This window comes from Caballeronia sp. AZ1_KS37, from assembly GCF_023631165.1.
GTDB lineage: Bacteria > Pseudomonadota > Gammaproteobacteria > Burkholderiales > Burkholderiaceae > Caballeronia > Caballeronia zhejiangensis.
In genome coordinates, this window is record NZ_JALQDP010000030.1 from 512,748 (window position 1) to 535,224 (window position 22,477).

Annotated in this window: 16 protein-coding genes and 1 pseudogene; 7 read left to right on the forward strand and 10 right to left on the reverse strand. The window is 64.6% G+C overall.

Features of this window, described 5'->3' with window-relative positions; all coding sequences use genetic code 11:
- Positions 1-129 precede the first annotated feature (129 nt).
- A complete protein-coding gene (gene ahpF, locus NCS00_RS18685; RefSeq protein ID WP_008352970.1) occupies positions 130-1,716 on the forward strand; it encodes an alkyl hydroperoxide reductase subunit F in 1,587 nt (528 codons plus the stop codon).
- A 62-nt stretch (positions 1,717-1,778) separates the two neighbouring features.
- Here the strand turns inward: ahpF and NCS00_RS18690 are convergent, their stop codons facing one another.
- The gene (locus NCS00_RS18690; RefSeq protein ID WP_008352967.1) at positions 1,779-3,008 is read right to left on the reverse strand and encodes a sensor histidine kinase; all 1,230 of its coding nucleotides are present in this window, start codon (positions 3,006-3,008) and stop codon (positions 1,779-1,781) included.
- A 282-nt stretch (positions 3,009-3,290) separates the two neighbouring features.
- Between NCS00_RS18690 and tam the strand changes: the two genes are divergently transcribed.
- Entirely contained in the window at positions 3,291-4,070 is a 780-nt protein-coding gene (tam, locus tag NCS00_RS18695; RefSeq protein WP_008352965.1) for a trans-aconitate 2-methyltransferase, read from the forward strand.
- A gap of 3 nt (positions 4,071-4,073) precedes the next feature.
- On the opposite strand, the gene NCS00_RS18700 is transcribed toward tam, so the two are convergent.
- On the reverse strand, positions 4,074-5,009 hold the full coding sequence (locus NCS00_RS18700) for a LysR family transcriptional regulator (RefSeq protein WP_008352964.1): 936 nt from the start codon (positions 5,007-5,009) through the stop codon (positions 4,074-4,076).
- 167 nt (positions 5,010-5,176) lie between these two features.
- Here NCS00_RS18700 and NCS00_RS18705 point away from each other — a divergent pair, with 167 nt between their 5' ends.
- The 3 genes from NCS00_RS18705 (at position 5,177) to NCS00_RS18715 (ending at position 10,599) form a co-directional block, all read left to right on the forward strand.
- Positions 5,177-6,760 (forward strand): aldehyde dehydrogenase (NADP(+)), encoded by a 1,584-nt coding sequence (locus tag NCS00_RS18705; RefSeq protein ID WP_008352961.1) that lies wholly within the window; start codon positions 5,177-5,179, stop codon positions 6,758-6,760.
- 541 nt (positions 6,761-7,301) lie between these two features.
- On the forward strand, positions 7,302-9,236 hold the full coding sequence (locus NCS00_RS18710; RefSeq protein ID WP_250440698.1) for a zinc ribbon domain-containing protein: 1,935 nt from the start codon (positions 7,302-7,304) through the stop codon (positions 9,234-9,236).
- A 223-nt stretch (positions 9,237-9,459) separates the two neighbouring features.
- Positions 9,460-10,599 (forward strand): TAXI family TRAP transporter solute-binding subunit, encoded by a 1,140-nt coding sequence (locus NCS00_RS18715; RefSeq protein WP_250440699.1) that lies wholly within the window; start codon positions 9,460-9,462, stop codon positions 10,597-10,599.
- A 10-nt stretch (positions 10,600-10,609) separates the two neighbouring features.
- Here NCS00_RS18715 and pdxR read toward each other — a convergent pair whose 3' ends face one another.
- Genes pdxR through NCS00_RS18740 form a run of 5 tightly spaced genes read right to left on the reverse strand, consistent with a single transcriptional unit; the run spans position 10,610 to position 14,404 of the window.
- Entirely contained in the window at positions 10,610-12,067 is a 1,458-nt protein-coding gene (pdxR, locus tag NCS00_RS18720) for a MocR-like pyridoxine biosynthesis transcription factor PdxR (RefSeq protein WP_250440700.1), read from the reverse strand.
- A 21-nt stretch (positions 12,068-12,088) separates the two neighbouring features.
- Complete coding sequence (locus NCS00_RS18725; RefSeq protein ID WP_250440701.1) at positions 12,089-12,454, reverse strand: type II toxin-antitoxin system VapC family toxin; 366 nt, start codon at positions 12,452-12,454, stop codon at positions 12,089-12,091.
- Entirely contained in the window at positions 12,448-12,666 is a 219-nt protein-coding gene (locus tag NCS00_RS18730; RefSeq protein WP_175979495.1) for a ribbon-helix-helix domain-containing protein, read from the reverse strand. The genes NCS00_RS18725 and NCS00_RS18730 overlap by 7 nt, the downstream gene beginning before the upstream one ends.
- 47 nt (positions 12,667-12,713) lie before the next feature.
- Positions 12,714-12,977, reverse strand: a complete 264-nt coding sequence (locus NCS00_RS18735; protein ID WP_008352953.1) for a helix-turn-helix domain-containing protein — start codon at positions 12,975-12,977, stop codon at positions 12,714-12,716.
- Positions 12,974-14,404 (reverse strand): aminotransferase-like domain-containing protein, encoded by a 1,431-nt coding sequence (locus tag NCS00_RS18740; RefSeq protein WP_008352952.1) that lies wholly within the window; start codon positions 14,402-14,404, stop codon positions 12,974-12,976. The genes NCS00_RS18735 and NCS00_RS18740 overlap by 4 nt, the downstream gene beginning before the upstream one ends.
- 154 nt (positions 14,405-14,558) lie before the next feature.
- Between NCS00_RS18740 and NCS00_RS18745 the strand changes: the two genes are divergently transcribed.
- Positions 14,559-16,874, forward strand: a complete 2,316-nt coding sequence (locus NCS00_RS18745) for an FdhF/YdeP family oxidoreductase (protein WP_250440702.1) — start codon at positions 14,559-14,561, stop codon at positions 16,872-16,874.
- On the forward strand, positions 16,864-17,280 hold the full coding sequence (locus NCS00_RS18750; protein ID WP_250440703.1) for a hypothetical protein: 417 nt from the start codon (positions 16,864-16,866) through the stop codon (positions 17,278-17,280). The genes NCS00_RS18745 and NCS00_RS18750 overlap by 11 nt, the downstream gene beginning before the upstream one ends.
- A 71-nt stretch (positions 17,281-17,351) precedes the next feature.
- On the opposite strand, the gene NCS00_RS18755 is transcribed toward NCS00_RS18750, so the two are convergent.
- The 3 genes and pseudogenes from NCS00_RS18755 to NCS00_RS33695 form a co-directional block, all read right to left on the reverse strand.
- Complete coding sequence (locus NCS00_RS18755; protein WP_175979499.1) at positions 17,352-20,090, reverse strand: MGH1-like glycoside hydrolase domain-containing protein; 2,739 nt, start codon at positions 20,088-20,090, stop codon at positions 17,352-17,354.
- Positions 20,091-20,174: 84 nt separating this feature from the next.
- Positions 20,175-22,112 carry an amylo-alpha-1,6-glucosidase gene (locus tag NCS00_RS18760; RefSeq protein WP_250440704.1) on the reverse strand — a complete coding sequence of 646 codons (1,938 nt, stop codon included), beginning with the start codon at positions 22,110-22,112 and terminating at the stop codon, positions 20,175-20,177.
- A 203-nt stretch (positions 22,113-22,315) separates the two neighbouring features.
- Positions 22,316-22,477: pseudogene (locus NCS00_RS33695) on the reverse strand (IS110 family transposase); the annotation flags it as partial.

Here is a 22,477-nt window from a genome sequence, read left to right on the forward strand (position 1 = left end):
GCTGTATCGAACTTGCCGCGGTTCTGCGGCAGGTTCACCCCAAAAAACGTGTTCGTCCGGCGCTGCGAATTTCGCAGCGCCGCGGCGGAACACGTCTGCAATATCCCAAGTCAAGGAACGGACATCGCCATGCTCGACGCCAATCTCAAGAATCAATTAAAAGCGTATCTGGAAAAAGTCACCCGGCCGATCGAACTCGTCGCCTTCCTCGACGACAGCGACAAGTCGCGTGAGCTGAAAAGCCTGCTCGACGAGATCGCTACGCTGTCTGCGCGGATCAGCGTCGTCGAGAAAGAGGACGCCAGCGTGCGTCGTCCGTCCTTCACCATCGGCGAGGCGGGCAAGGCTGCGGGCATCCACTTCGCCGGCATCCCGATGGGCCACGAATTCACGTCGCTCGTGCTCGCGCTGTTGCAAGCCGGCGGCCATCCGATCAAGCTCGACGACGCCATCATCGAGCAGATCAAGAATCTCGACGGCGACTTCGCGTTCGAGACGTATTTCTCGCTGTCGTGCCAGAACTGCCCGGAAGTCGTGCAGGCGCTGAACGTGATGGCGATCATCAACCCGCGCATCAAGCATGTCGCGATCGACGGCGCGCTGTTCCAGCAGGAAGTCGAGGAACGCCAGGTCATGTCCGTGCCGATGATGTTCGTCAACGGCGAGAGCTTCGGCTCGGGCCGCATGGGCGTGAAGGAAATCCTCGCGAAGCTGGACACGGGCGCATCGGCGCGCGCGGCGAAGGAACTCGAGAACAAGCCGGTGTTCGACACGCTGATCGTCGGCGGCGGTCCTGCCGGCGCGGCGGCGGCGATCTATTCGGCGCGCAAGGGCATCGCGACGGGCGTCGTCGCCGAGCGCTTCGGCGGTCAGGTGCTCGATACGATGGCCATCGAAAACTTCGTCTCCGTCAAGGAAACCGAAGGGCCGAAGTTCGCCACGGCGCTGGAGCAGCACGTCAAGAGCTACGAAGTCGATATCATGGACGTGCAACGCGCCGAGAAGCTGGTGCCGGGCCGCATCAATGAAATCCATCTCGCGAGCGGCGCGGTGCTGAAGGCGAAGACCGTGATTCTGTCGACCGGCGCGCGCTGGCGTGAAATCAACGTGCCGGGCGAGCGCGAGTATCGCGGACGCGGCGTGGCGTACTGCCCGCACTGCGACGGCCCGCTCTTCAAGGGCAAGCGCGTCGCCGTGATCGGCGGCGGCAATTCGGGCGTGGAAGCGGCGATCGACCTCGCGGGCATCGTGTCGGCGGTGACGCTGATCGAATTCGGCAACGAGCTGCGCGCCGACGCGGTCCTGCAGAAGAAGCTGCGCAGCCTGCCGAACGTGACGATCGTCACCGAGGCGCAGACGACCGAAGTCACCGGCGACGGCAAGAAGGTCAACGGCATCACGTACACGGACCGCGCGACGGGCGCGAGCCATCACGTCGAGCTCGAAGGCGTGTTCGTGCAGATCGGCCTCGTGCCGAACACCGAATGGCTGAAGGGCGTAGTCGAGTTGTCGAAGCACGGCGAGATCGTCGTCGATGCGAAGGGCGCGACCTCGCTGCCGGGCGTGTTCGCCGCGGGCGACGTGACGACGGTGCCGTACAAGCAGATCGTGATCGCGGTCGGCGAAGGCGCGAAGGCGGCGCTCTCGGCGTTCGACCATCTGATCCGCGCGTCGGTGGAAGACGAAGCAGTGGTCGAAGAAGAAGCGGCGGCCTGAGCATCGTTCAGGCGTCGTGGTGACCGGAAGGCGGACGGGGCGACCCGTCCGCCTTTTTTCGCTTATTGAGCGTCGGAAGCCTTCGGTTCCAGCACCATCGGGAACGTCACTTCGAACACGCTTCCGCGCCCTTTCGACGACTGGAAGCGCAGTTCCCCTTCCAGCGTGCGCGACAACTCCTTGACGATCGCAAGGCCGAGCCCGGCGCCGGGAATGTCGTCATCGGCGGCGCGCTCGAATTCCTCGAACACGCGCTCCTGATCCGCCACGCTGATGCCGACGCCCGTATCGGCGACGCGCAATTTCCAGCGCTGATCGGGCGCGGCGGCGATCGACAGTGCGATCTCGCCCGACGACGTGTACTTGATCGCATTCGACAGCAGATTCAGCGCGACCTGCTTCACCTTCAGCCGGTTCGACGTCACCTCACCGAGCGCCGGATCGAGATGGCCGATCAGCTTCAATCCCTTCGATTCGGTCGCGACGCGGCAGGCCTGCATCAGCTCGTCGAAGAGACCGACGAGATCGAACGGCTCGACCGTCAGCACCGAATCGTCGCCCAGCACTTTCGAATATTCGACCATCTCGTCGACGAGCGACGCCATGTCGGCGACTTGCCGGTTCGCCAGTCCGAGCGCCGTCTCGCGCTTCGCGGCCGAGCGCGCGGCCAGTTGCAGCGCCGTCGAGAACACGTTGAGGAAATTGCGCAGATCGTGCGCGACGCGCCGCGTGACCTGCATGCGCGTCTCGTACAAATCGCCGATGAGCTTTTGCCGCAGCGTCAGCTCGTAGTTGGCGCGCTCCAGCATGCCGGTGTATTCGTCGATCTTGCGATCGCGCTCGCCGATCGCCTCGCGAATCGACGCCAGCGTGACGAAGCTCACGACTTCATCGGTCATGAGGCGCGCGTGCTCTTCGTCGGCGCGCGAAAGATCGTCATGGGCGCCCGCGTATTCGCCGATCGCGAGCAGCAACACCTGACGAAAAAGATCGAGTTCGCGCACGAGTTCATCGATACGGTAGCCTTGCTGCCAGCGCCATTGCCCGTGTTGGCGCGCGTCGCGCTCGATCGCGCCTTCCTGGTCGCGCAGATTGCGCGATTCCAGCACGATGCAGATTTCATCGAAGATGCTCGGCAGATGATCCGCAAGCTGCCGATACGTGAGCTGATCCGAATGTTCGACTTCCTGATCGCCGAACACGAGCTTCATCCAGCGTTCGGTGAGCGCGTCTTGCTGCGCGCGCAGCGCGTCCACGAGACCCTTCAAGCCGCCGACTGACGTGTCGCTCATCTGCGAGTCCCCGAGTGCTTAAGGCGCCGGAGGGCGGCGCGAATGATGTTCGTGATATGCATGCGAAAGCAAGTTCCGATATTGCCTGGAACCGCCCGCGAATGCTTCGCCAGTATAGGCGCGATGCCCGCGCGAAAGGGACATATCCGAGTTTTTTCAATGACTCGCGTGCACATCGGATTCAGCGTTCCATTCAAAGGCCGTCGCGCGGCTTTGGATCGGCGCGGCCCGCGCATCTAGAATCGCGTGTGATATCACGACGAACATCGACTGGAGCCTTCAATGACGACATCATCGCCCGAATGGCAAGCTCGCCAATATTCGCTGTTCGAGGAAGAGCGCACGCGCCCCGTCCGCGATCTGCTGAACGCGACTCATGCGCGAGCCGCGCGCACGGCGGTCGATCTCGGCTGCGGCCCCGGCAATTCAACCGAAACGCTCATCGCGCATGCGCCGAACGCGCGCGTGATCGGCGTCGACAATTCGGGCGACATGATCGACGCGGCGAAAAAGCGCCTGCCCCAAGTCGAATTCGCGCTCGCCGACATTTCCGCGTGGCAGGCAGAAGGACCGTTCGATCTGATTCTCGCGAACGCGGCGCTGCAGTGGGTGCCCGATCACGAGACGCTGTTTCCGTCGCTCGCCGGCAAGCTCGCGAAGGGCGGGCAGCTCGCCGTGCAGATGCCCGACAATCTCGACGAACCCGCGCACCGCCTGATGCGCGAAGCCGCCGCCGATGGCCCTTGGCGCGACAAGCTGAAGGGCGTGGAGCGCACCGCGCGCTTCCGGGCGGACTGGTATTACGCGTTGCTCAAGCCGCTGTGCGCGCGCGTCGACGTGTGGCGCACGACGTACCATCATCCGCTGGACGGCGGCGTCGATGCCATCATCGAATGGTTCAAGGGCTCGGCGCTGCGGCCGTTCCTCGCGAAGCTCGACGAGAAGGAAGCGGCCGCGTTCCTCGACCGCTATCGCGCCGGCCTGAAAACCGCATATACCGTTTTCGACGACGGCAGCGTGCTCCTGCCCTTCCCGCGCCTGTTCATCGTCGCGACGCGCTGAGTGTCAGTTCGGCCGGCGCTGCTCGCGCAACATCTGCACGAACTGCCGCGCCGCCGGCGAAAGCTCGCCGCCCCTGCGCGTGACGATGCCGTAGGTCTGCGATTTCGACTTCATGCGAACGGGCAGAATGCGCAGCATGCCGTGGCGCTCGAACACTTTCGCGACGCTCGCCGGCAGAATCGACACGAGTTCCGCGCTCTCCTGCAGCAGCGTCACGGTCATCAGCGGCGAGGCGGTGGAAATCGGATTGGCGGGCATCGGCAGGCCGGCGAGATCGAGTTCGCGTTCCAGCAATGCGCTCATCGGCATATAGCTCGGATACGTGACCCAGCGATAGCGCGCGAGATCGGCGAAACCGACTTCCGGCTCGCCCGTGCGCTCGTGACCCTGACCGACGACGATGCAAAGCGGCTCGTCCGCCAGCGGCTGATACTGATACTTCGACGGCTGATCCGACACGCTCGAGCGCCCGATGACGAGATCGACGCGGCCGTCGTCGAGCATCGGCAGCATGCGCGCGCTCGTATCCTCGACGATTTCGATCGCCAGATCCGGATGCTTCGCGTGCATCTCGTTGACGATCGGCGCGACCACGCCCGGCACCGCGCCCATGATCGTGCCGACGGTCAGCCGCCCGCCCGTGCCCGCGCGAATCTGCGCGACTTCCTGGCAGAGCGCGTTGAGATCGGCGGCCAGCACGCGTGCGTAGCGCACCACGCAGCGGCCGAACGGATTCGGGATCAGCCCGCTCTTCGCACGCTCGAATAGCGGCGCTTCCAGCATGGATTCGAGTTCGGCGAGCGCCTTGCTCGCGGCGGATTGCGTCATCGCCATGGCGCTCGACGCCTTGTGCAGCGATTTGTGGTCGTCGAGCGCGATCAGCAGTTGAAGCTGCTTCATGCGCAGCCGCGACATCAATACATCGAGCGTGTTCTTCATCTTTCGGCGTGCGGGAAAGCGCGGGATGATTCCAAAAAGCGATCAAGCGATGGAAAGGTTTCACTATACAGGCGCACGCGCGAAGCCGTATAGTCGGGCAAGGTGCAGTCATCGTACAACCGGTACATGCGGCTGCCGCGAATCACTCCAAGCAAGGACGAGACATCATGCAACTCACTGGCAACCTGCTCATCGGTCAGGAATCGGTCTTCGGCTCGAATGGCTCGATCAAGGCCGTCAACGCGTCGACCGGCGCGGCCATCGAACCGGCTTTCGGCGGCGCGACGCTCGCGGACCTCGACCGCGCGTGCGCCCTCGCCTGGGCCGCGTTCGACGTCTACCGCGAAACCGCGCCCGAAGCGCGCGCGAAGTTCCTGGAAACGATCGCGCAGAACATCCTCGATATCGGCGACGACCTGATCGAGCGCTGCATGATCGAAAGCGGCCTGCCGCGCGCGCGTCTCGAAGGCGAGCGCGGCCGCACGGTCGGCCAGTTGCGCATGTTCGCCGATGTCGTCCGCAATGGCGATTTTCTCGGCGTGCGGATCGATCCGGCGCAACCCGAGCGCAAGCCGCTGCCGCGCGTCGATCTGCGTCTGCGTCATATCGGCGTCGGCCCGGTCGCCGTGTTCGGCGCGAGCAACTTCCCGCTCGCGTTCTCCGTCGCCGGCGGCGACACGGCGTCGGCGCTCGCCGCCGGTTGCCCGGTCATCGTCAAGGCGCACTCGGCGCATCCCGGCACGGCGGAGCTCGTCGGCCGCGCGGTGCAGAAGGCCGTGAAGGACTGCGGCATGCCCGAAGGCACGTTCTCGCTCCTCTTCGACAGCGGCCGCGACATCGGTCAGGGCCTCGTCGCCGACAACCGCATCAAGGCGGCGGGCTTCACTGGCTCGCGCGGCGGCGGCGTCGCGCTGATGAAGATCGCGGCGGCGCGCAAGGAACCCATCCCCGTCTACGCGGAAATGAGCAGCATCAACCCGGTACTGCTGTTCCCGAACGCGCTCAAGAATCGCGGCGAAGCCATCGGCAAGGCGTTCGTCTCGTCGCTCGTGCTCGGCGCGGGCCAGTTCTGCACGAATCCGGGCCTGATTCTGGCCGTCGACGGCCCGGATCTCGACAAGTTCATCGAAGCGGCTTCCGCTGCGCTCAAGGAAACCGCCGCGCAGACGATGCTTACGCCGGGCATCTGCAAGACGTACGCGAACTCGGTCGCGAAGACCGCCGATAACGCCGACGTGACCACCGCCGCGCGCGGCCTCGAAGCGAAGGGCGACAATCAGGGCCAGTCGGCGCTGTTCGTCACCACCGCCGAAGCGTTCCGCAAGAATCACGATCTGCAAGAGGAAATCTTCGGTGCATCGTCGCTGGTCGTGCGTTGCCCGAGCCTCGACGCGATGATCGATCTGATCGAATCGCTGGAAGGCCAGTTGACCTCGGCGCTGCATATCGACGAGGCCGATTACGCCGATGCGAAGCGCGTCCTGCCCGCGCTCGAGCGCCGCACCGGCCGCCTGCTGGTGAACGGCTTCGGCACAGGCGTGGAAGTCGGCCACGCGATGGTGCACGGCGGCCCGTTCCCGTCGACGGCGGATGGCCGCTCGACTTCGGTCGGCAGTCTCGCGATCAACCGTTTCCTGCGCCCGGTCAGCTATCAGGATCTGCCTGACGCGCTTCTGCCCGACGCGCTGAAGACGGCGAATCCGCTCGGCCTGAACCGCCGCATCGACGGCAAGCTGCAACTGGCGGAATAACGCTTCGGGTCGGTCTGATTAAAGCCGCGGCGCGTCATTCGCGCCGCGGCTTTTTCGCTTCTGCGCAACGCCGGAGCACGAAAGGCAAACCTTTCGAACGATGATTCGGAAGCCTTACCAATCTCCCGGCAACGTCCGCCGCTTCGGGCGATCCGCGTTGACATACTCGGCGTGGGCTCGCTACAACGTTTCATCACGCGCTCGAATCGCTTTCACATCAGTGGGTTATCCGGCGATCGCGCCCCGTTGTCTTTTTTCGGCTAAGGATTGGCGATTCAAAACCGCCGCCGCGATCCCAAAATGTCAGAAATATCGTGAGCGAGAGCACCGCCCGGAGTAGGGGCGAAAGGCAATTGACGTCCGATAGTGGTTGAACCATAGTCGGATAGTCGTTTCCCGCTGGCGCGCGCGCCGCGGACAAAGAATACGAAGGATTGCTGCCGCGGGACGCCGTTCCCGCGTACAGGCGCGACGGCTCGGCGCGCATTGGCGGCCACGCGATTTTGGCAACCTCACGCACACGTCCTTCGAGGGCTTTAGCATGACCACGCGACTGACGTTTCCCGCATCCATGTTCTCCGTCGTCTGCCAGCGGTGCGGCAGCACGGTGCGCAAGAACGCCGACAGTTGCCCCAATTGCGGCGCAGACCGAAGCGCCGCATTCGGCCAGACGCGCGAGGCCGCCTCGGGCAAATCGCGCAAGAACGTTTTCGAAGAGGCATCGGCGCCGCTCGCATCGGCGGGTGCGTCCGCATCGGGTTCTTCCGCTTCCCTCGACTCGGATGGCGCCGGGCGCGTCGAGCCGGGCATGCGCTCGCGCTGGACGGAGCGCGCGAGTGAGCGCATCGCGCAAAAGGCGGCGGAATATCGCGCGCGCCGCGCCGAGGAATCCGCACGCAACGCCTTCGCCGATTCCAGCAACGATCCCGACGCCCTGCCCGGTTCCGAGCGGTGGAACACGAAGAAGACAGTCATCGCCGGTGCATGCGGTCTCGTGTTGCTGCTCGGCGCGACGTTCTATTACCAGCTTGGCGATTCGGACGGCGGTTCGAGCACGCCGTCCGCGGATCACAGCGTTTCGGGCGTGATCGATTCCAAGGTCGGTTCGCTGATGCGCGGCGCAACCGACGCGCCCGGCACGCCTGCCGCACCGGCCGCGGCGGACCGGCGCCCGTTGGCCGCCGCTCCGTCCGGCAATGCGCTGCAGGATGTGCGCGTCGCGCTGGATCAGCACGATCTCGCCACGGCCCGCGCGCGGCTCAAAATGCTTCCGCCGCAGCAACAGGCGCGCGCCGACTACGAATCGCTGAAGGACGAGCTCGTCAAGCGCGAAGCGCAGCGCGACGCCGCGCTGCAACTCGCGCGCGCCTGCGAGCGCACGTCCGCGTGGGCGTGCGTGCAGCAGAACGCGGGCGAGGCACTCGCCCTCGACGGCAGCAACATCGAATCGCAAGCCATGCTCGAACGCGTGATTTCGCACGCGGGCTGGCTCGCGCCGACGGCAGTGGCCGCGCTCGCCAAACGCGTGCCGGGCACGGCGCCCGCCGCGGATGCCGCGAACACGGCGGCTGCCGCGCCCGCTCAGCTTCCCGCGCAGGCAAACGTTGCAGCGGCGGCCGCGCAGGCCGCGAAGACGAACGGGTTTACTCAGAAGCCCACGCCGGACAGGCGCACGGTGCAACGCAGCACCGCCGCGCGCTGGGCCGACGACGACGCTGCCTACGAATCGCGCGCGGAGAAAATCGCGCGTGGCCAGGCGGCGACCGCCGCGATCACCGCGACGACGATCAATCCGCCGCCCGCGCCGACCGTCGCCACGACGATGACGATGCCCACGCCCGCGCCGCAAGCGGCCACGCAACCGACGCCCCAACCGACGCCCCTGGCGACGCCACAACCGGCCACGACACAAGCCGCCGTGCCCGCGCCGTCGCAACCGGCCGCTGCGAAGGCCGCTCCGCCGCCCGTCACGCAAGCGGCGCGCGCGCCCTATTATCTCGGTGAAGAAAGCGCCCAGCCTTCCGCCGCGAATTCGCGTGCCGCGAACCCGCGCGCGCCCTATTACATCGGCGACGAGCCGCAGCAGCAAGCCGCTCGTCCGGCCAATCCGCGCGGCGCGTATTACCTCGGCGAAGATCCGCCGCAGCCGTCGGCGCCCCCGACGCGCACCGCCGTGCCGCATCCACCGCAATCGGGCAATCAGAGCAGCGCGCTCCCGCCATCGACGGCGACGATGCAGGCAGCCGTGCCCCGTCCGCCCGCGGCCGTCGCACAAGCCGTCGCCCAGCCCGTCGTGCAGACGAACGTCGCGACGCGCAGCACGCAGGCCGCGGCCACGACCGGCGCGTCGCCGCAGTTCGCCACGATGCCGGCCGGCTCGCATGTCGACTCCGACAAGTCCGAGGAACTCGAACGCGCCATCAAGCAATACGGCTGGAGCGGCGGCGATTCGGCCTCGAAGCCGCCGTCGCGCTGAAAACGGCAAAAAAACGCAAAAAAACGCACAAGAACGACGCAAGAACGACGCAACTACAAGAACACGCAGAGACAACACCGACGCACCGCAAGCACGCGCCGCGCATCTTCGCGCCGGGCCGCATGCGAGTGCCCGCGCATGAGCAGATTGCGCGCGACGCGGACGATTCCCGCATCGTGCGAGTTTCAAAAAGCACCCGTCCAACTCCGACTAAGGGTCAATCATGTTCACCACGAAATACATGCGCAACGCCGCACGGGGCGCGCTGACGCTTCTCGCCATCGCCGGGATGATCGGCGCGGGATCGAGCTTCGCCGCCGATCGGATTCCCTACAAGATCACGACGGGCCAGGAACGCGGCACGTATATCCAGATCGGACAGGACTTGTCGAAGTACGTCGCCGAGCCGGCCGGCATCGAACTGGAAGTGCTGCCGTCGAAAGGGTCGGCGGAGAACGTGCAGCGCATGCGCTACGAGCCCGGCGTGAAGTTCGCGCTGGTGCAGTCGGACGTGTATCAGGCGTACATGGACATGGCGACCTCGGGCAATGCGGACGCGGGCAAGATCATCAAGCCGCTGCGGCTCATCATGCCGCTCTACGACGAAGAGATTTACTTCGTCACGCGCGCGGACTCGCCGATGAAGTACATCCACGAGATCAAGGGCAAGAACATCAGCGTCGGGCCGATCGGCAGCGGCACGGCGCAATCGGCGGAGACGCTGTATCGGCTGATGTTCGGCGAACCGATCGCCGAAGCCAACGAGCAGCATCTCAACAACGAGGATTCGCTCGCGCGGCTGATCGTCGGGAAGATCGACGTGGCGGTGATCGTCGCGGGGCAGCCGGCGAAGCTCTTTCAGGACATGAATCCGGAGCTGCTCAAGCAGATCAGGCTGCTGCGCCTCGATCCGAACGCGCAGGAAACCGCGCGCGCGAAGCAGACCTATTTCCCGGCGACGATCCGCACGACGAGTTATCCGAACTGGATTCAGGAAGACACGCCGACGCTCACCGTGAAGGCGTTTCTCGTGACCTACGATTACGGTTTGCGCGGCACGGTCGGCGCGCTGTCGAAATTCGCCGATTCGCTGTGCTCGAACTTCGACACGCTGCAGGCGAACGGCCATCCGAAGTGGAAGCAGGTGCATCTCGAACTGCCGCCGCTCACGAAGGGCTGGAAATACTATCCGCCGATGGAAAAGCACTTGCGCGCGTGCATCGCGCAGCGCACGGCGGCCGCCGAGCAAGCGCAGAATCCGACGCGCAAGGTCGCGACGCGCGACGCCGACGCGGCCGCGCAAAAGCCGAAAAAAGCGGCGTGTTCCGCGCAGGAAAAGCTGCTGTTGTTGTGCGATCAGTGACGCCGCGAAGCTAGCGGACGAGCGTCGGCATGAGCGCGGCGAGGCGCGTCGCGCCGCGCTCGATCGCCGTGACGTGCGTCCCGCCGTAGCCGAGCAGCACGCCTTGCTGCGCCGGCTCGCCCGCGTAGAACGCGCGTATGCCGTACAGCCCGACCGATACGGCGCGCGCCGCCGCGACGACCTCGTCTTCCCGCACCGAACCGGCGAGCCGCGCGACGAGATGGATGCCCGCCGTCGCGGGCAGCGGCTCGAACCAAGGCGCGAGCTCGCCTTGCAGACGTTCGATCAACAGCGCGCGGCGTTCCGCGTAAGCCTTGTGCATGCGGCGCAGATGCTTCGCGTATTCGCCATCGAGCATGAACGCGCCGAGCGCGGTTTGCGTCAGCATGCCGCTGTGCCAGTCGCAAATCTGCTTTGCGTTCCAGAGCGGTTCGGAGAGTGTCGCGGGCGGCACGACGTAGCCGAGCCGCAGATCGGGAAAGAGCGTCTTCGAAAACGTGCCGACATACGCGACGAGTCCCGCGCGATCGAGACTCTTCAGCGATTCCACCGGCCGCCCTTCGAAGCGGAATTCGCCGTCGTAGTCGTCCTCGACGATCACCGCGCCGCGCTTGCCCGCCCATTCGAGCAACTCGACGCGCCGCTCGAGGCTCATCGGCATGCCGAGCGGAAACTGATGCGACGGCGTCACGTAGACGAGCCGCGCGTTGCGCGGCAGCTTTCTCACGACGATGCCCTCGCCATCGACCGGCACATGCGCGATGCGCGCGCCGAGCGCCGCGAAGAGCGCCCGCGCCGGCGGATAACCCGGCTCTTCGACCGCGACGACATCGCCCGGCTGGATCGTCACGCGCGCGAGCAGATCGAGCGCCTGTTGCGCGCCCTGCGTGACGATCACGTCCTGCCAGTTGCAGACGACCGCGCGGCTGAACGCGAGATAACGCGCGATGCCGAGCCGCAACGCCTGCTCGCCGCCCGGATCGCGATAACCCGCGACGCCGCCGCCCGCGCGCGCCTGCGTGCGCAGTGCCTGATTCAGGCAGCGTCGCCAGGCGTCGTAGGGAAAGAGCGATTTGTCGGTTACGCCGCCCTTGAAATCGCAGTCGAGCGTTTCGTCGGCGGGCGGCATCGGCATCGGCATCGTCATGCGCTCGGGCATCTTGCGCCAGATGCCGGTGGCGCGAGCGCGGGCCGATACGGGTTCGGTGCGCGCGGTCGGCAGGCGCGTGAGCCCTTCAGCGACGAACGTGCCGTCGCCGGCGCGCGTGCGCAAGAAGCCTTCCGCGATCAGCCGCTCGAAGACATCGAGCGTGGTCTTGCGCGAGACGCCGAGCTGCGCGGCGAGATCGCGCGTGGACGGCAGGCGCGCGTTCGCGGCGAGCCGCCCTTCGATGATGCCCGCGCGTAGCTGGCCGTAGATCTGGCCGGTCAGGTCGCGGCGGCCGTGCAGGGTGATGTGGATGTCCAAGGGTGCTGGCGACCGACGCGGCTACAGTTGATAGGGCATCCGCACGCCCGGATCGTCGGGCGGGAAGTCCTTCGAGTTTCGCGAAACGAGCAGCGCATTCACCGATTGCGCCGACGCCCACACGATCGCATCCGGCAACTTGATGCGCGATTTCCTGCGAATTCCGATTGCGAGGTTCGCGACGGCCGAATCGAGCGGCACGAGATCGAAGGTGGACAGCCAGGCGCGCAGCGACGCTTCACTGTCGGGATTGGCGCCCTCTAGAACTTCCATGAGCGTGATGATGCTGATCGACCGCTCTTCGTAACGCTCGATCTCCTTGCGTGCCGCATCGATTCCCAACAGGTAATCGATCAGGATGTTCGTGTCGAAAAGCGCTCTTACCATTCTTCGCGCAGCTCCCGCTGATACTGCAATCCATCGATCTTTCGCTCTTGCCATAAGCCGAACACATCGACGGCAGGACGGCGCTTGTTGCTCGCGACGTACGCGCTGATCGCGTCCCGAATGACCGCGGCTCGCGGGCGCTGCTGCTCTTCGCCGATCGCGGCGAGTTCGTCTATCTGTTCGTCGGGCAAATCGATCAAGATCCTTCCCATAGATACCTCGCTATACGATATACATATGGTATATCACCATAGCCCATTTATTCACCTGCGCTGAAAATCGACTGACACAAAGTCACGCCTTGCTCGCTCAACCCCGCGCTGCCCGTCCCATCCTCGTTCATCCGCACCTCGACGAATCCCGCTTCCTCGAGCCCGGTCAATTGCCGACGCAACGCGCTCATCGGCAAACCGGACTGCTTCGCCAATTTCGCGAGCGACCACGCGCGTTCCGGCGTTTCCGTCTGTGCGCGCCAAAGCTGTGTCAGCACGGCGACGAGCGCCGGATCGATGTCATCGTTCATGCGCGAATCCCCAAAGTTATCTCCCTGCCCGCGAGTTCGCCGAGCCGCCGCAACGCGGCCTCGCTCTGCGCGGTCCACGGATAACTGTAGTTCAGCCGGATGAAATGGCTGAAGGCGTTGCGCGTGGAGAACATGTAGCCCGGTCCGACCGTGATGCCGCTGTCGAGCGCGGCGCGATAGAGCCGCATCGAATCGACGCGCTCCGGCAATTCCACCCATAGCACATAGCCGCCCTGCGGCGCCGATGTGCGCGTGCCCGCCGGAAAGAAGCGCTCGACCATCGCGCTCATGATGCGCGACTGCTGCCGATACAGCTTGCGCACGCGCCGCAGATGCCGGTCGTAGCCGTCCTGCCGCAGATAATCCGCGATCGCGACCTGCGGCACCGATGGCGTCGTCAACGTGTTCAGAAACTTGAGCTTCTCGACCTGCGCCCGATACCGTCCCGGCATCGCCCAGCCGATCCGGTACGACGCCGTCAGACTCTTCGAAAACGACGCGCAATGCAGCACGAGCCCTTTTGTATCGAAGTTCTTGAGCGTCGACGGGCGCGCATCGCCGTAATAAAGCTCGTGATAGACATCGTTTTCGATGACCGGAATATCGTGCGCGGACAGCAATTCGACGAGCCGGCGCTTGCGCTCGTCCGGCATCTGGAAGCCGAGCGGATTCTGGAAGTTCGGCATCACCATGCACGCGGCGATCTTTCTTCGTCCGATGATCCGCGCCAGAGCGTCGATGTCGATGCCTTCCGCCGGATGCGTCGGCACTTCGATCGCGCGCATCCCGAGACGCTCGATCGCGTGCAGCATCGCGTAGTAAGTCGGCGATTCGACGGCCACCGTGTCGCCGGGCTGCGCGACGGCCTGCAGGCTCAGGTTGATCGCCTCAGTCGCACCGACCGTGATGACGATCTCCTCCGGATCGACCGGCACGCCGTTTTCGGCATAACGCCGCGCGATCTGGCGAATCAGCTCGGGATTGCCGGGCGGCAGATCGTCGATGAGATTCCAACTCGCCTGCCGCCGCGCGATCGCGTTCGCGTACTGGTTGATGCGCCGCCACGGAAACGGCTCGGGATCGGGATACGGCGAGCCGAACGGCACGGCGTCGTGAGCGCGGATGCTGCGCAACGTCGAAAGCACGAGCCGGCTCACATCGACTTCCGATGCCGTCGCGATCACGCGCGTCGGCTGACTGTGCGCCGCGCCCGCCTGCGGTTTTGCGCGCACGAAATAGCCGGACTGCGGACGCGTCTCCAGAATCCCGCGGCTTTCCAGGATCGCGTACGCATGCAGCACCGTCTTGATGCTCACGCCGTGCTGCTGGCTCGCCTGCCGCACCGACGCGATCTTCTCGCCGGGCGTGAACACGCCGCGCCGCACGGCTTCCTCGATTTCATCGGCGAGCTTTTCGTAGAGTTTCAACTGGATTTCGTTCTGAAGTGGCAATGCGTCAAGTCTAGGGCAAATCGACGCAACTGTACTCCTTATATTTCGCATTTTCTGTGCGCCGCGCGCGATTCGGAACACAGTACGCTTCGGACATCGCAAGCCAAAAAAAAGCATCATCCGCCAAGCCATGTTCAAGAAGCCCGAAGAACGCATCGAACCCTATACGCATCCCGCCGCCGGCTGGGGCGCGCTGAAGCAGGTCGCCATCAATCTCGTCAAGGAGAAGGTGGCGGGCGGCAACTACAAGACGCTCTTCAAGCAGAATCAGCCGGACGGCTTCGATTGCCCCGGCTGCGCGTGGCCCGACCGCGAGCACGGCTCGACCTTCGAATTCTGCGAGAACGGCGTCAAGGCCGTCGCCGCCGAAGCGACGAGCAAGCGCGTGACGCCCGCGTTCTTCGAGGAGCACACGGTTTCGTCGCTGATGAAGCAGAACGATTACGAACTGGAGCAGCACGGCAGGCTGACCGATCCGCTCGTCTACGACGCAAAGCGCGACCGCTATGTGCCGATCGATTGGGACGATGCGTTCGAACTCATCGCCTCGCATCTGAAGAAACTCGACGATCCCGATCGCGCCGCGTTCTACACGTCCGGCCGTGCGAGCAACGAAGCCGCTTTTCTGTATCAATTGTTTGTGCGGATGTACGGCACGAACAATTTCCCCGATTGCTCGAACATGTGCCACGAAGCGACGAGCCGCGGCTTGCCGCATACCGTCGGCATCGGCAAGGGCACCGTCACGCTCGACGACTTCGAACACGCCGACACGCTGCTGCTCTTCGGCCAGAATCCGGCGACGAACCATCCGCGCATGCTCGGCGAGTTGCGCGAGTGCGCGAAACGCGGCGCGACCATCGTGTCGATCAATCCGCTGAAGGAGCGCGGCCTCGAACGTTTCGCGAGCCCGCAGCACACGCTCGACATGCTCTCGCCGAAGGGCGTGAAGATCAGTTCGGTGTTCATCCGCCCGAAAGTCGGCGGCGACTTCGCGCTGATCAAAGGCGTGGCGAAGCGCGTGATCGAACTCGACGACGCCGCGCGCGCGAACGGTGGCGAGCGCGTGCTCGACGTCGATTTCATCGCGGAGCACACGGTCGGCTTCGACGCCTTCGCCGACGACCTGCGCGCCGAAAGCTGGGACGCGATCATCGCGGAATCGGGCGTCGAGATGGACGATCTGCTGAATCTCGCCGACATCTACGCGAAAGGCCGCGCCGTCATCTCGACGTGGGGCATGGGCCTCACGCAGCACAAGAACTCCGTGCCGACCATTCAACTGCTTTCGAACCTGATGATGATGCGCGGGAATATCGGACGGCGCGGCGCGGGCTTATGTCCGGTGCGCGGCCATTCGAACGTGCAGGGCGACCGCACGGTCGGCATCGAGGAAAAACCGACGCAGGCGTTTCTCGACCGGCTCGGCGCGGCCTACGATTTCGAGCCCCCGCGCGAGCATGGCTACGACGTCGTCGAAACGATTCACGCGATGCTCGAAGGCAAGGTGAAGGTGTTTATCGGCCTGGGCGGAAACTTTTCGATCGCGACGCCCGACACGCCGCGCACCTGGGAAGCGATGCGCTCGTGCGATCTCACGGTGCACATCACGACGAAGCTCAACCGCAGCCATCTCGTACACGGCCGCGACGCGCTCATTCTGCCGACGCTCGGCCGCACCGAGATCGACGTTCAGAACGGCGTGCCGCAAGGCGTGTCCGTCGAGGATTCGATGAGCATGGTGCACATTTCGTACGGCATGAACAAGCCGGCCTCGGCGAATCTGCTTTCCGAAGTCGCGATCGTCGCACGCATGGCGCACGCGACGCTCGGCTCGGCCAAGGTCGACTGGCGCGCACATGAGGGCGACTACGCGCTGATCCGCGATGGCATCGAAAAAGTGCTCGACGGTTTCGAGCGCTACAACGAACGCCTGAAGCAGCCGGGCGGTTTTCATCTCGGCGTGGCCTCGCGCGATCGCGTCTGGAAGACGCCGAGCGGCAAGGCGCAGTTCATCGTGCACAGGATCGCGGTCGATACGCCGATCCACCGCGCCCGTGCGCTGTACGGCGACCGTCTCATGACGCTGATGACGACGCGTTCGCACGATCAGTACAACACGACGATCTACGGTCTCGACGATCGCTACCGCGGCGTGTACGGACAGCGGCGCGTGCTGTTCGCGAACCGCGAGGACATCGACATGCTCGGGTTCGAGCCGGGCGAACTGGTGGATATCACGAGCGTGTGGGACGACGGCATCGAGCGTCGCGTAGACGGTTTCAAGCTCGTCGAATACGACATTCCGCGTGGCTGTCTCGGTGCGTATTATCCGGAGACCAACCCGCTCGTGCCGCTGTCATCGGTTGCGGATGGCGCCGGTACGCCGACGTCGAAGTCCATTCCCGTGCTGCTGACGTCGTCCAGTCAGGCCATTGCTGCCTGAAACCGCTGCGCGACGCGATGCCGCCAAGCACGCGGCATCGCGCTCTCTCGCGCTGACGGATACGGCGTTCGAGCGCGGCGGCGCCGCTGAACCAGCGATCGGCGCATGCGCCCAGCATGGCGAGGATGCCGGCCCACGCGATCAACCCGGCGGCGAAGCTGTTGAATTCGCCGCTGAACCAGACGCCGCCGAGCATTGCGGCCGCGAACACCAGCATGACGATGGCGAACGGGGGGCAATGTTCGTGTTCGATATGAGCGCGGCCGCCAGCGCCCAAGCCCATTTGGTAGCCGCTGAGAGAATATGCGCTAATGGACTGCGCCATTTTGTCCTCCAGACTGTTATCAATTTGTGTTTCCACAAACTTACGCAGTTGGAGCGATCAGTAATACCAGACAATTCCTAACAACGCTTTCGACCTGTGGCGCTTGACTTTCGCCGAACCCCGCAAAACGCGATGCCACCGCGATTCACGCCTCATTTCGCTCCTGCGAACTCCTGAACATCGGCATCGGCTTCGCCGGCGAGCGGCACGACGCCGGACGGCCCCGTCGCATGCGGATGCAGCAACAGCGCGACGAGCCCGCTCCAGCCCGTCTGATGCGACGCGCCCACGCCGCGCCCGTTGTCGCCATGAAAATACTCGTGAAAGAGCACGAGATCGCGCGAACGCGGATCGGCCTGTAGCAGCGGATAGGCAGCCATCACCGGACGCTCGCCGTTCTTGTCGAGCAGAAAGAGCGTGGTCACGCGGCGCGCGAGTTCGTCGGCGATTTGCGCGAGCGAAAACTTCTGTCCCGAGCCCGTCGGATATTCGACGCGAAAATCATCGCCGTAATAGCGATGAAACTCGTGGATTGATTCGATCAGCAGATAGTTGACCGGCATCCACACCGGACCGCGCCAGTTCGAATTGCCGCCGAACACGCGCGAGTCGGATTCCGCCGGAAGATACTGGATGCCGAAGCTTTCGCTGTTGTGATAGAAGACGAACGGGTTATCGAGATGCACGCGTGACAGCGCGCGCACGCCGTGATCGGAAAGGAATTCGGTTTCGTCGAGCATGCGCCTGAGCAGCGCCTTCATGCGATGCCCGCGCAACAGCGACAGCAGCACGCTGTTGCCCTGACCCGCCACGTTCCAGCGCGACACGAGCCTCGAAAGATCCGTTCGATGTTCGAGAAACCAGTGCAGCCGTTCGCGCAATTCCGGCAGCGAGCGATACACCTTCGGCTCCAGCACATGCACGGCGAAAAGCGGAATCAGCCCGACGATGGACCGCACGCGCATCGGCACATTGGTTCCGTCGGGCAGGCGCAGCTTGTCGTAGAAGAACTCGTCCTCGCTGTCCCAGAGACCGGTGTCGCAATCGTCCTCGCAGCTCACCGCTTCCGCGATATACAGGAAGTGCTCGAAGAACTTCACGGCGATATCGACGAACACCTTGTTCGCGTATGCGAGCTCGAGCGCGATACGCATCAGATCGAGCGCGTACGCGGCCATCCATGCGGTGCCGTCGGCCTGATCGATGTGGCCGCCCGTCGGCAGCGGCGACGAGCGATCGAAGATGCCCACGTTGTCCAGGCCGAGAAAGCCGCCCTGGAAAATGTTCTTGCCGTCGGCATCCTTGCGATTCACCCACCATGAGAAGTTGAGCAGCAGCTTGTGGAACACGAGTTCCAAAAAATCGCGATCGCCCTTGCCGGTGATCGCGCGGTCGATCTCGTAGACGCGCCACGTCGCCCACGCGTGCACGGGCGGATTGGCATCGCCGAAAGCCCATTCGTACGCGGGCAATTGACCGTTCGGATGCTGATAGCGGTCCTTCACGAGCAATAGCAACTGACGTTTCGCGAACTCCGGATCGATGAGCGCGAACGCCGCCGCATGAAACGCGAGGTCCCACGACGCGTACCACGGATATTCCCACTTGTCCGGCATCGACACGATGTCCGCGTTGCACAGATGCCGCCAGTCCGAATCGCGTCCGGTGCGCCGCTGCTTCGGCGGCTTCGGCTGAAGCGGATCGCCGTCGAGCCAGCGCGTCACATCGAACTGATAGTACTGCTTCGACCACAGCATGCCGGCGAGTGCCTGGCGTTGCACGAGCCGCTGATCGGCATCGGCGATATCGTGCTGCAGCGCGCCGTAAAACTCGTCGGCTTCCGCGATGCGTCGCGCGAAGAGACCATCGACGTCGAGCGGCACGGCGTCCGGCGCGGACTCGGGCCGCCAGCGCAGATACACGACCGCCTTGCCGAGCGGCTCCAGTTCGAGATGCGCGTGCGCGGCCGCGCGCGTGCCCTTGTCGCGGCGAATCGCGTCTTCGTCGCCTTGCAGGATGTAATCGTTGAAGCCGTCCTTGAACGGTCCCGTGCCTTCCATGTGGAAGAGACGCCTGACGTTGGTCTCGTTCTCGCAGAAGAGCCATTCCATCGCGCTCGCGTCCGGCGACCACGCGGTGACGACCATCGGTTCGTGCGCGCCCTGTTCGGCGAGCACGTAGGTGCCTTCGCCCTGCACCGTTTCCACCTTCAGCGAGGGCTTGATCGGCGTCGGCTTCCACGACCACGTATTGCGCGCCCAGATTTGCGGCAGCACGTCGAGCGCGGCCCGCACCTCGCTGCGATTCTCGATCGTCACGCGCATCACGATGTCGTCCGGCGTGTGCTTCGCGTATTCGACCTGCACGTCGAAGTAACGCGCGTCGTCGAACACGCCCGTGTCGAGCACTTCGTATTCGGGCATGTCGGCGCCGCGCCGCGCGTTTTCATCGACGAGATCGGCATACGGATACGCCGCATGCGGATACTTGTAGAGCATGCGCATGTAGGAATGCGTCGGCGTGCCGTCGATGTAGAAGTACAGTTCCTTCACGTCCTCGCCGTGATTGCCTTCCTGGTTCGTCAGACCGAAGAGCCGCTCCTTGATGATCGGATCGCAGCCGTTCCAGAGCGCGAGCGAGATGCACCAGTTGAGTTTGTCGTCGCCGAAACCGGCGATACCGTCCTCGCCCCAGCGATACGCGCGGCTGCGCGCATGATCGTGCGGAAAGTATTCCCACGCGGTGCCGAATTCGCTGTAGTCCTCGCGCACGGTGCCCCATTGGCGTTCGCTCAGATACGGTCCCCAGCGCTGCCAGCGTGGGCAGTCCTTCGAATGGAGCCTCAGGCCCTCGACGGTTTCGAGCTGGTTGACGGGGCGCGATTTCGACATGGGCGACTCCTCGATGGCGGCGTGCTGAACGACGGGCAAGTCTCGTAATTTAGCGCGTTTTGACGCCGGCCCGCGCGCGCCGCGCTAGGTTGCGCCGAGCAGCTTTTCGATGCGCAGGAGCTCCGCGAGCGACCACGCCTGAAACGGCGTCCCGCCGGGCGTGTGCGGCGCATCGGCATCGGCGACTTCGCTGACGTGATCGAGACCGTAGCGATCGAGATGCGCGTAGAGCGGCGTCAGAAAACGCTCGCGCGCGCCCGCCGCGCCGTGCACGCGCACCCACGCCTCGACGAACGGGCCGATCAGCCACGGCCAGACGGTGCCCTGGTGATACGCGCCATCGCGATCCAGCACGCCGCCCGCGTAGTTCGCCCTGTAGGCCGGATCGGACGGCGCGAGCGTGCGCAAACCGGGCGGCGTGAGAAGTTGCGTTTCGACCTGATCGACGACCGCGCGCGCGATATCGCCATCGACGAGCGGAAACGGCAAGCCGCCGACCGCGAAGATCTGATTCGGGCGAATCGATCGATCGACGCGACCGGGTTCGTGATCGACGTCGACGACATCGAAGAGCGTATGCGTGTCCGGATCGACGAAACGCGCGGCGAACGACAACTGCGCCTGATCGCGCAACGCCTGCCAGCGCGGATTCCACGCGCTCGCGATCGTGAGCGCGTTGATCCACAGCGCCTGCACCTCTACCGGCTTGCCGATACGCGGCGTCACGACCCAGTCGCCTGCCTTCGCGTCCATCCATGTGAGCTGGACGCCGGGCACGCCCGCGCGCAGCAGACCGTGCACATCGGCGGCGATGCGAAAGCGCGTGCCGCGCGAATAGCCGTCGAGAATCGCATCGACGGCGCTTTGCAGGCGGCTCGTCGTCGCCGCGTGCGCGTGCCCCGTCGCCAGATAATCGTGCGCGGCGACGACGAACCACAGCGAGGCATCGACGGAGTTGTATTCGGGCAGGCCGCCGCTGTCCGGAAAGCGGTTCGGCACCATGCCTTCGGAAATCGTATCGGCCCATTCGAGCAGGATCGATTCCGCTTCCTGATGCCGGCCGGACGCGAGCAGGAGGCCGCGCATCGAGATGAAGGTGTCGCGGCCCCAGTCGGTGAACCACGGAAAGCCCGCGATGATCGTTTTGCCGACATTGCGCGTGACGACGTACGCATCGGCGCTGCGCGCGAGCCGCGAGCCGAACGCCGCGCGCCGTTCCTTTTCCCGCGAGGCGAGATGCGATGCGTGCGCGAGCGCGCTGTCTTCGAACGGCTTGTCGTGGCCGGCGTGCGCGTGGAGGATCATCACGGCTTCGCCGCGCGCGAGATCGAAGCTGAAGATGCCGGGCGTCGCGAGGTCTTCGGTGAAATCGAGTCCGCGCTCGCGTTCGCGCACGTAGCAGAAGTTGCGATACCAGTCGGGGGCGTGATCGTAAGCGCCGTTCGACGTGACGCAAATCGTCGGCAAATCGCCATACGGCTGCCATTGCACGCGCTCGCCTTCCAGTGTGGCATCGAAGGAAAATGCCGCGTTTTCGTGGTACAGCGCGTGGTAGTCGCGGCCTGAGAGCAGCGGGCGGACTTCCAACTTGGCCGCTTTCGATGCGCCCTCGAGACGCCAGCGCAGGACGGTTTGGCGGGCTTCCTTTGCAACGAACGCTTCTGCGACGATGATCGTTGCGTCGTCGTTTCCGATGCGGTAGCGCCATGTGGGCCACGGATCTGTATCGAATGAAAGGAGGCTTGCGGTCGTGTCGGGATAGAGGATGTCGGGGGCGTAGCGCTGCATCGTCAGAGGGATACGCGCGTTGCCCGTTTCGAGCCATGCTTCCATGCCGTTGATGAGCACGACACGGCCAGCGGGCGGTTGAGTCGCCGTCAGCAGCAGCGCTTGGTAGCGACGTGTGCGCATCGTGCCGACCGTGCCGGAGGCGAAACCGCCGTAAGCATCGGGTTCGAGCCATTCGTCTTCCAGACGCGCAGCGTCGATCGGCGATTCATCGGTGCGTTCGATGCGTGTCATGGTTTTTGTTTTTTTTGCTGGATTGCGTGTTCGTGGCGGCTCGGGGTTTCGCCGGATCCCGCTTTCGTGGCGGCTCGGGGTTTCGCCGGATCCCGCTTTCGTGTCGGTCTATTAGCACTGCCCCTGTGCGGGGCGGCAGTCACTTTCTTTGCTGCTGCAAAGAAAGCAACTGTATTGAGCGTCAAGGGTTGAGTTGGTAAGGATCATGGGTTTGGGGGATTCCAAGTTGTGCCGTCGCGCATCATGGCGTTGAGCTGGGTGAGCATCTTGCGCATTGCTGCGACGAATGCGACTTTGGTCTTTTTGCCTCTGGCGCGCAGGCGGTCGCAAAACGCCTTGATGTGCGCGTTGGATCGCTGGGCGGC

What these genes read in the sequence shown, in the direction of transcription:
- NCS00_RS18735 (WP_008352953.1), bottom strand. Translation starts at nt 12,977, where the DNA reads ATGAACGATGACATCGATCCGGCGCTCGTCGCCGTGCTGACACAGCTT.
- NCS00_RS18715 (WP_250440699.1), top strand. Translation starts at nt 9,460, where the DNA reads ATGTTCACCACGAAATACATGCGCAACGCCGCACGGGGCGCGCTGACG.
- NCS00_RS18725 (WP_250440701.1), bottom strand. Translation starts at nt 12,454, where the DNA reads ATGGTAAGAGCGCTTTTCGACACGAACATCCTGATCGATTACCTGTTG.
- NCS00_RS18690 (WP_008352967.1), bottom strand. Translation starts at nt 3,008, where the DNA reads ATGAGCGACACGTCAGTCGGCGGCTTGAAGGGTCTCGTGGACGCGCTG.
- NCS00_RS18745 (WP_250440702.1), top strand. Translation starts at nt 14,559, where the DNA reads ATGTTCAAGAAGCCCGAAGAACGCATCGAACCCTATACGCATCCCGCC.
- NCS00_RS18755 (WP_175979499.1), bottom strand. Translation starts at nt 20,090, where the DNA reads ATGTCGAAATCGCGCCCCGTCAACCAGCTCGAAACCGTCGAGGGCCTG.
- tam (WP_008352965.1), top strand. Translation starts at nt 3,291, where the DNA reads ATGACGACATCATCGCCCGAATGGCAAGCTCGCCAATATTCGCTGTTC.
- NCS00_RS18730 (WP_175979495.1), bottom strand. Translation starts at nt 12,666, where the DNA reads ATGGGAAGGATCTTGATCGATTTGCCCGACGAACAGATAGACGAACTC.
- NCS00_RS18710 (WP_250440698.1), top strand. Translation starts at nt 7,302, where the DNA reads ATGACCACGCGACTGACGTTTCCCGCATCCATGTTCTCCGTCGTCTGC.
- NCS00_RS18760 (WP_250440704.1), bottom strand. Translation starts at nt 22,112, where the DNA reads ATGACACGCATCGAACGCACCGATGAATCGCCGATCGACGCTGCGCGT.
- ahpF (WP_008352970.1), top strand. Translation starts at nt 130, where the DNA reads ATGCTCGACGCCAATCTCAAGAATCAATTAAAAGCGTATCTGGAAAAA.
- NCS00_RS18705 (WP_008352961.1), top strand. Translation starts at nt 5,177, where the DNA reads ATGCAACTCACTGGCAACCTGCTCATCGGTCAGGAATCGGTCTTCGGC.
- NCS00_RS18700 (WP_008352964.1), bottom strand. Translation starts at nt 5,009, where the DNA reads ATGAAGAACACGCTCGATGTATTGATGTCGCGGCTGCGCATGAAGCAG.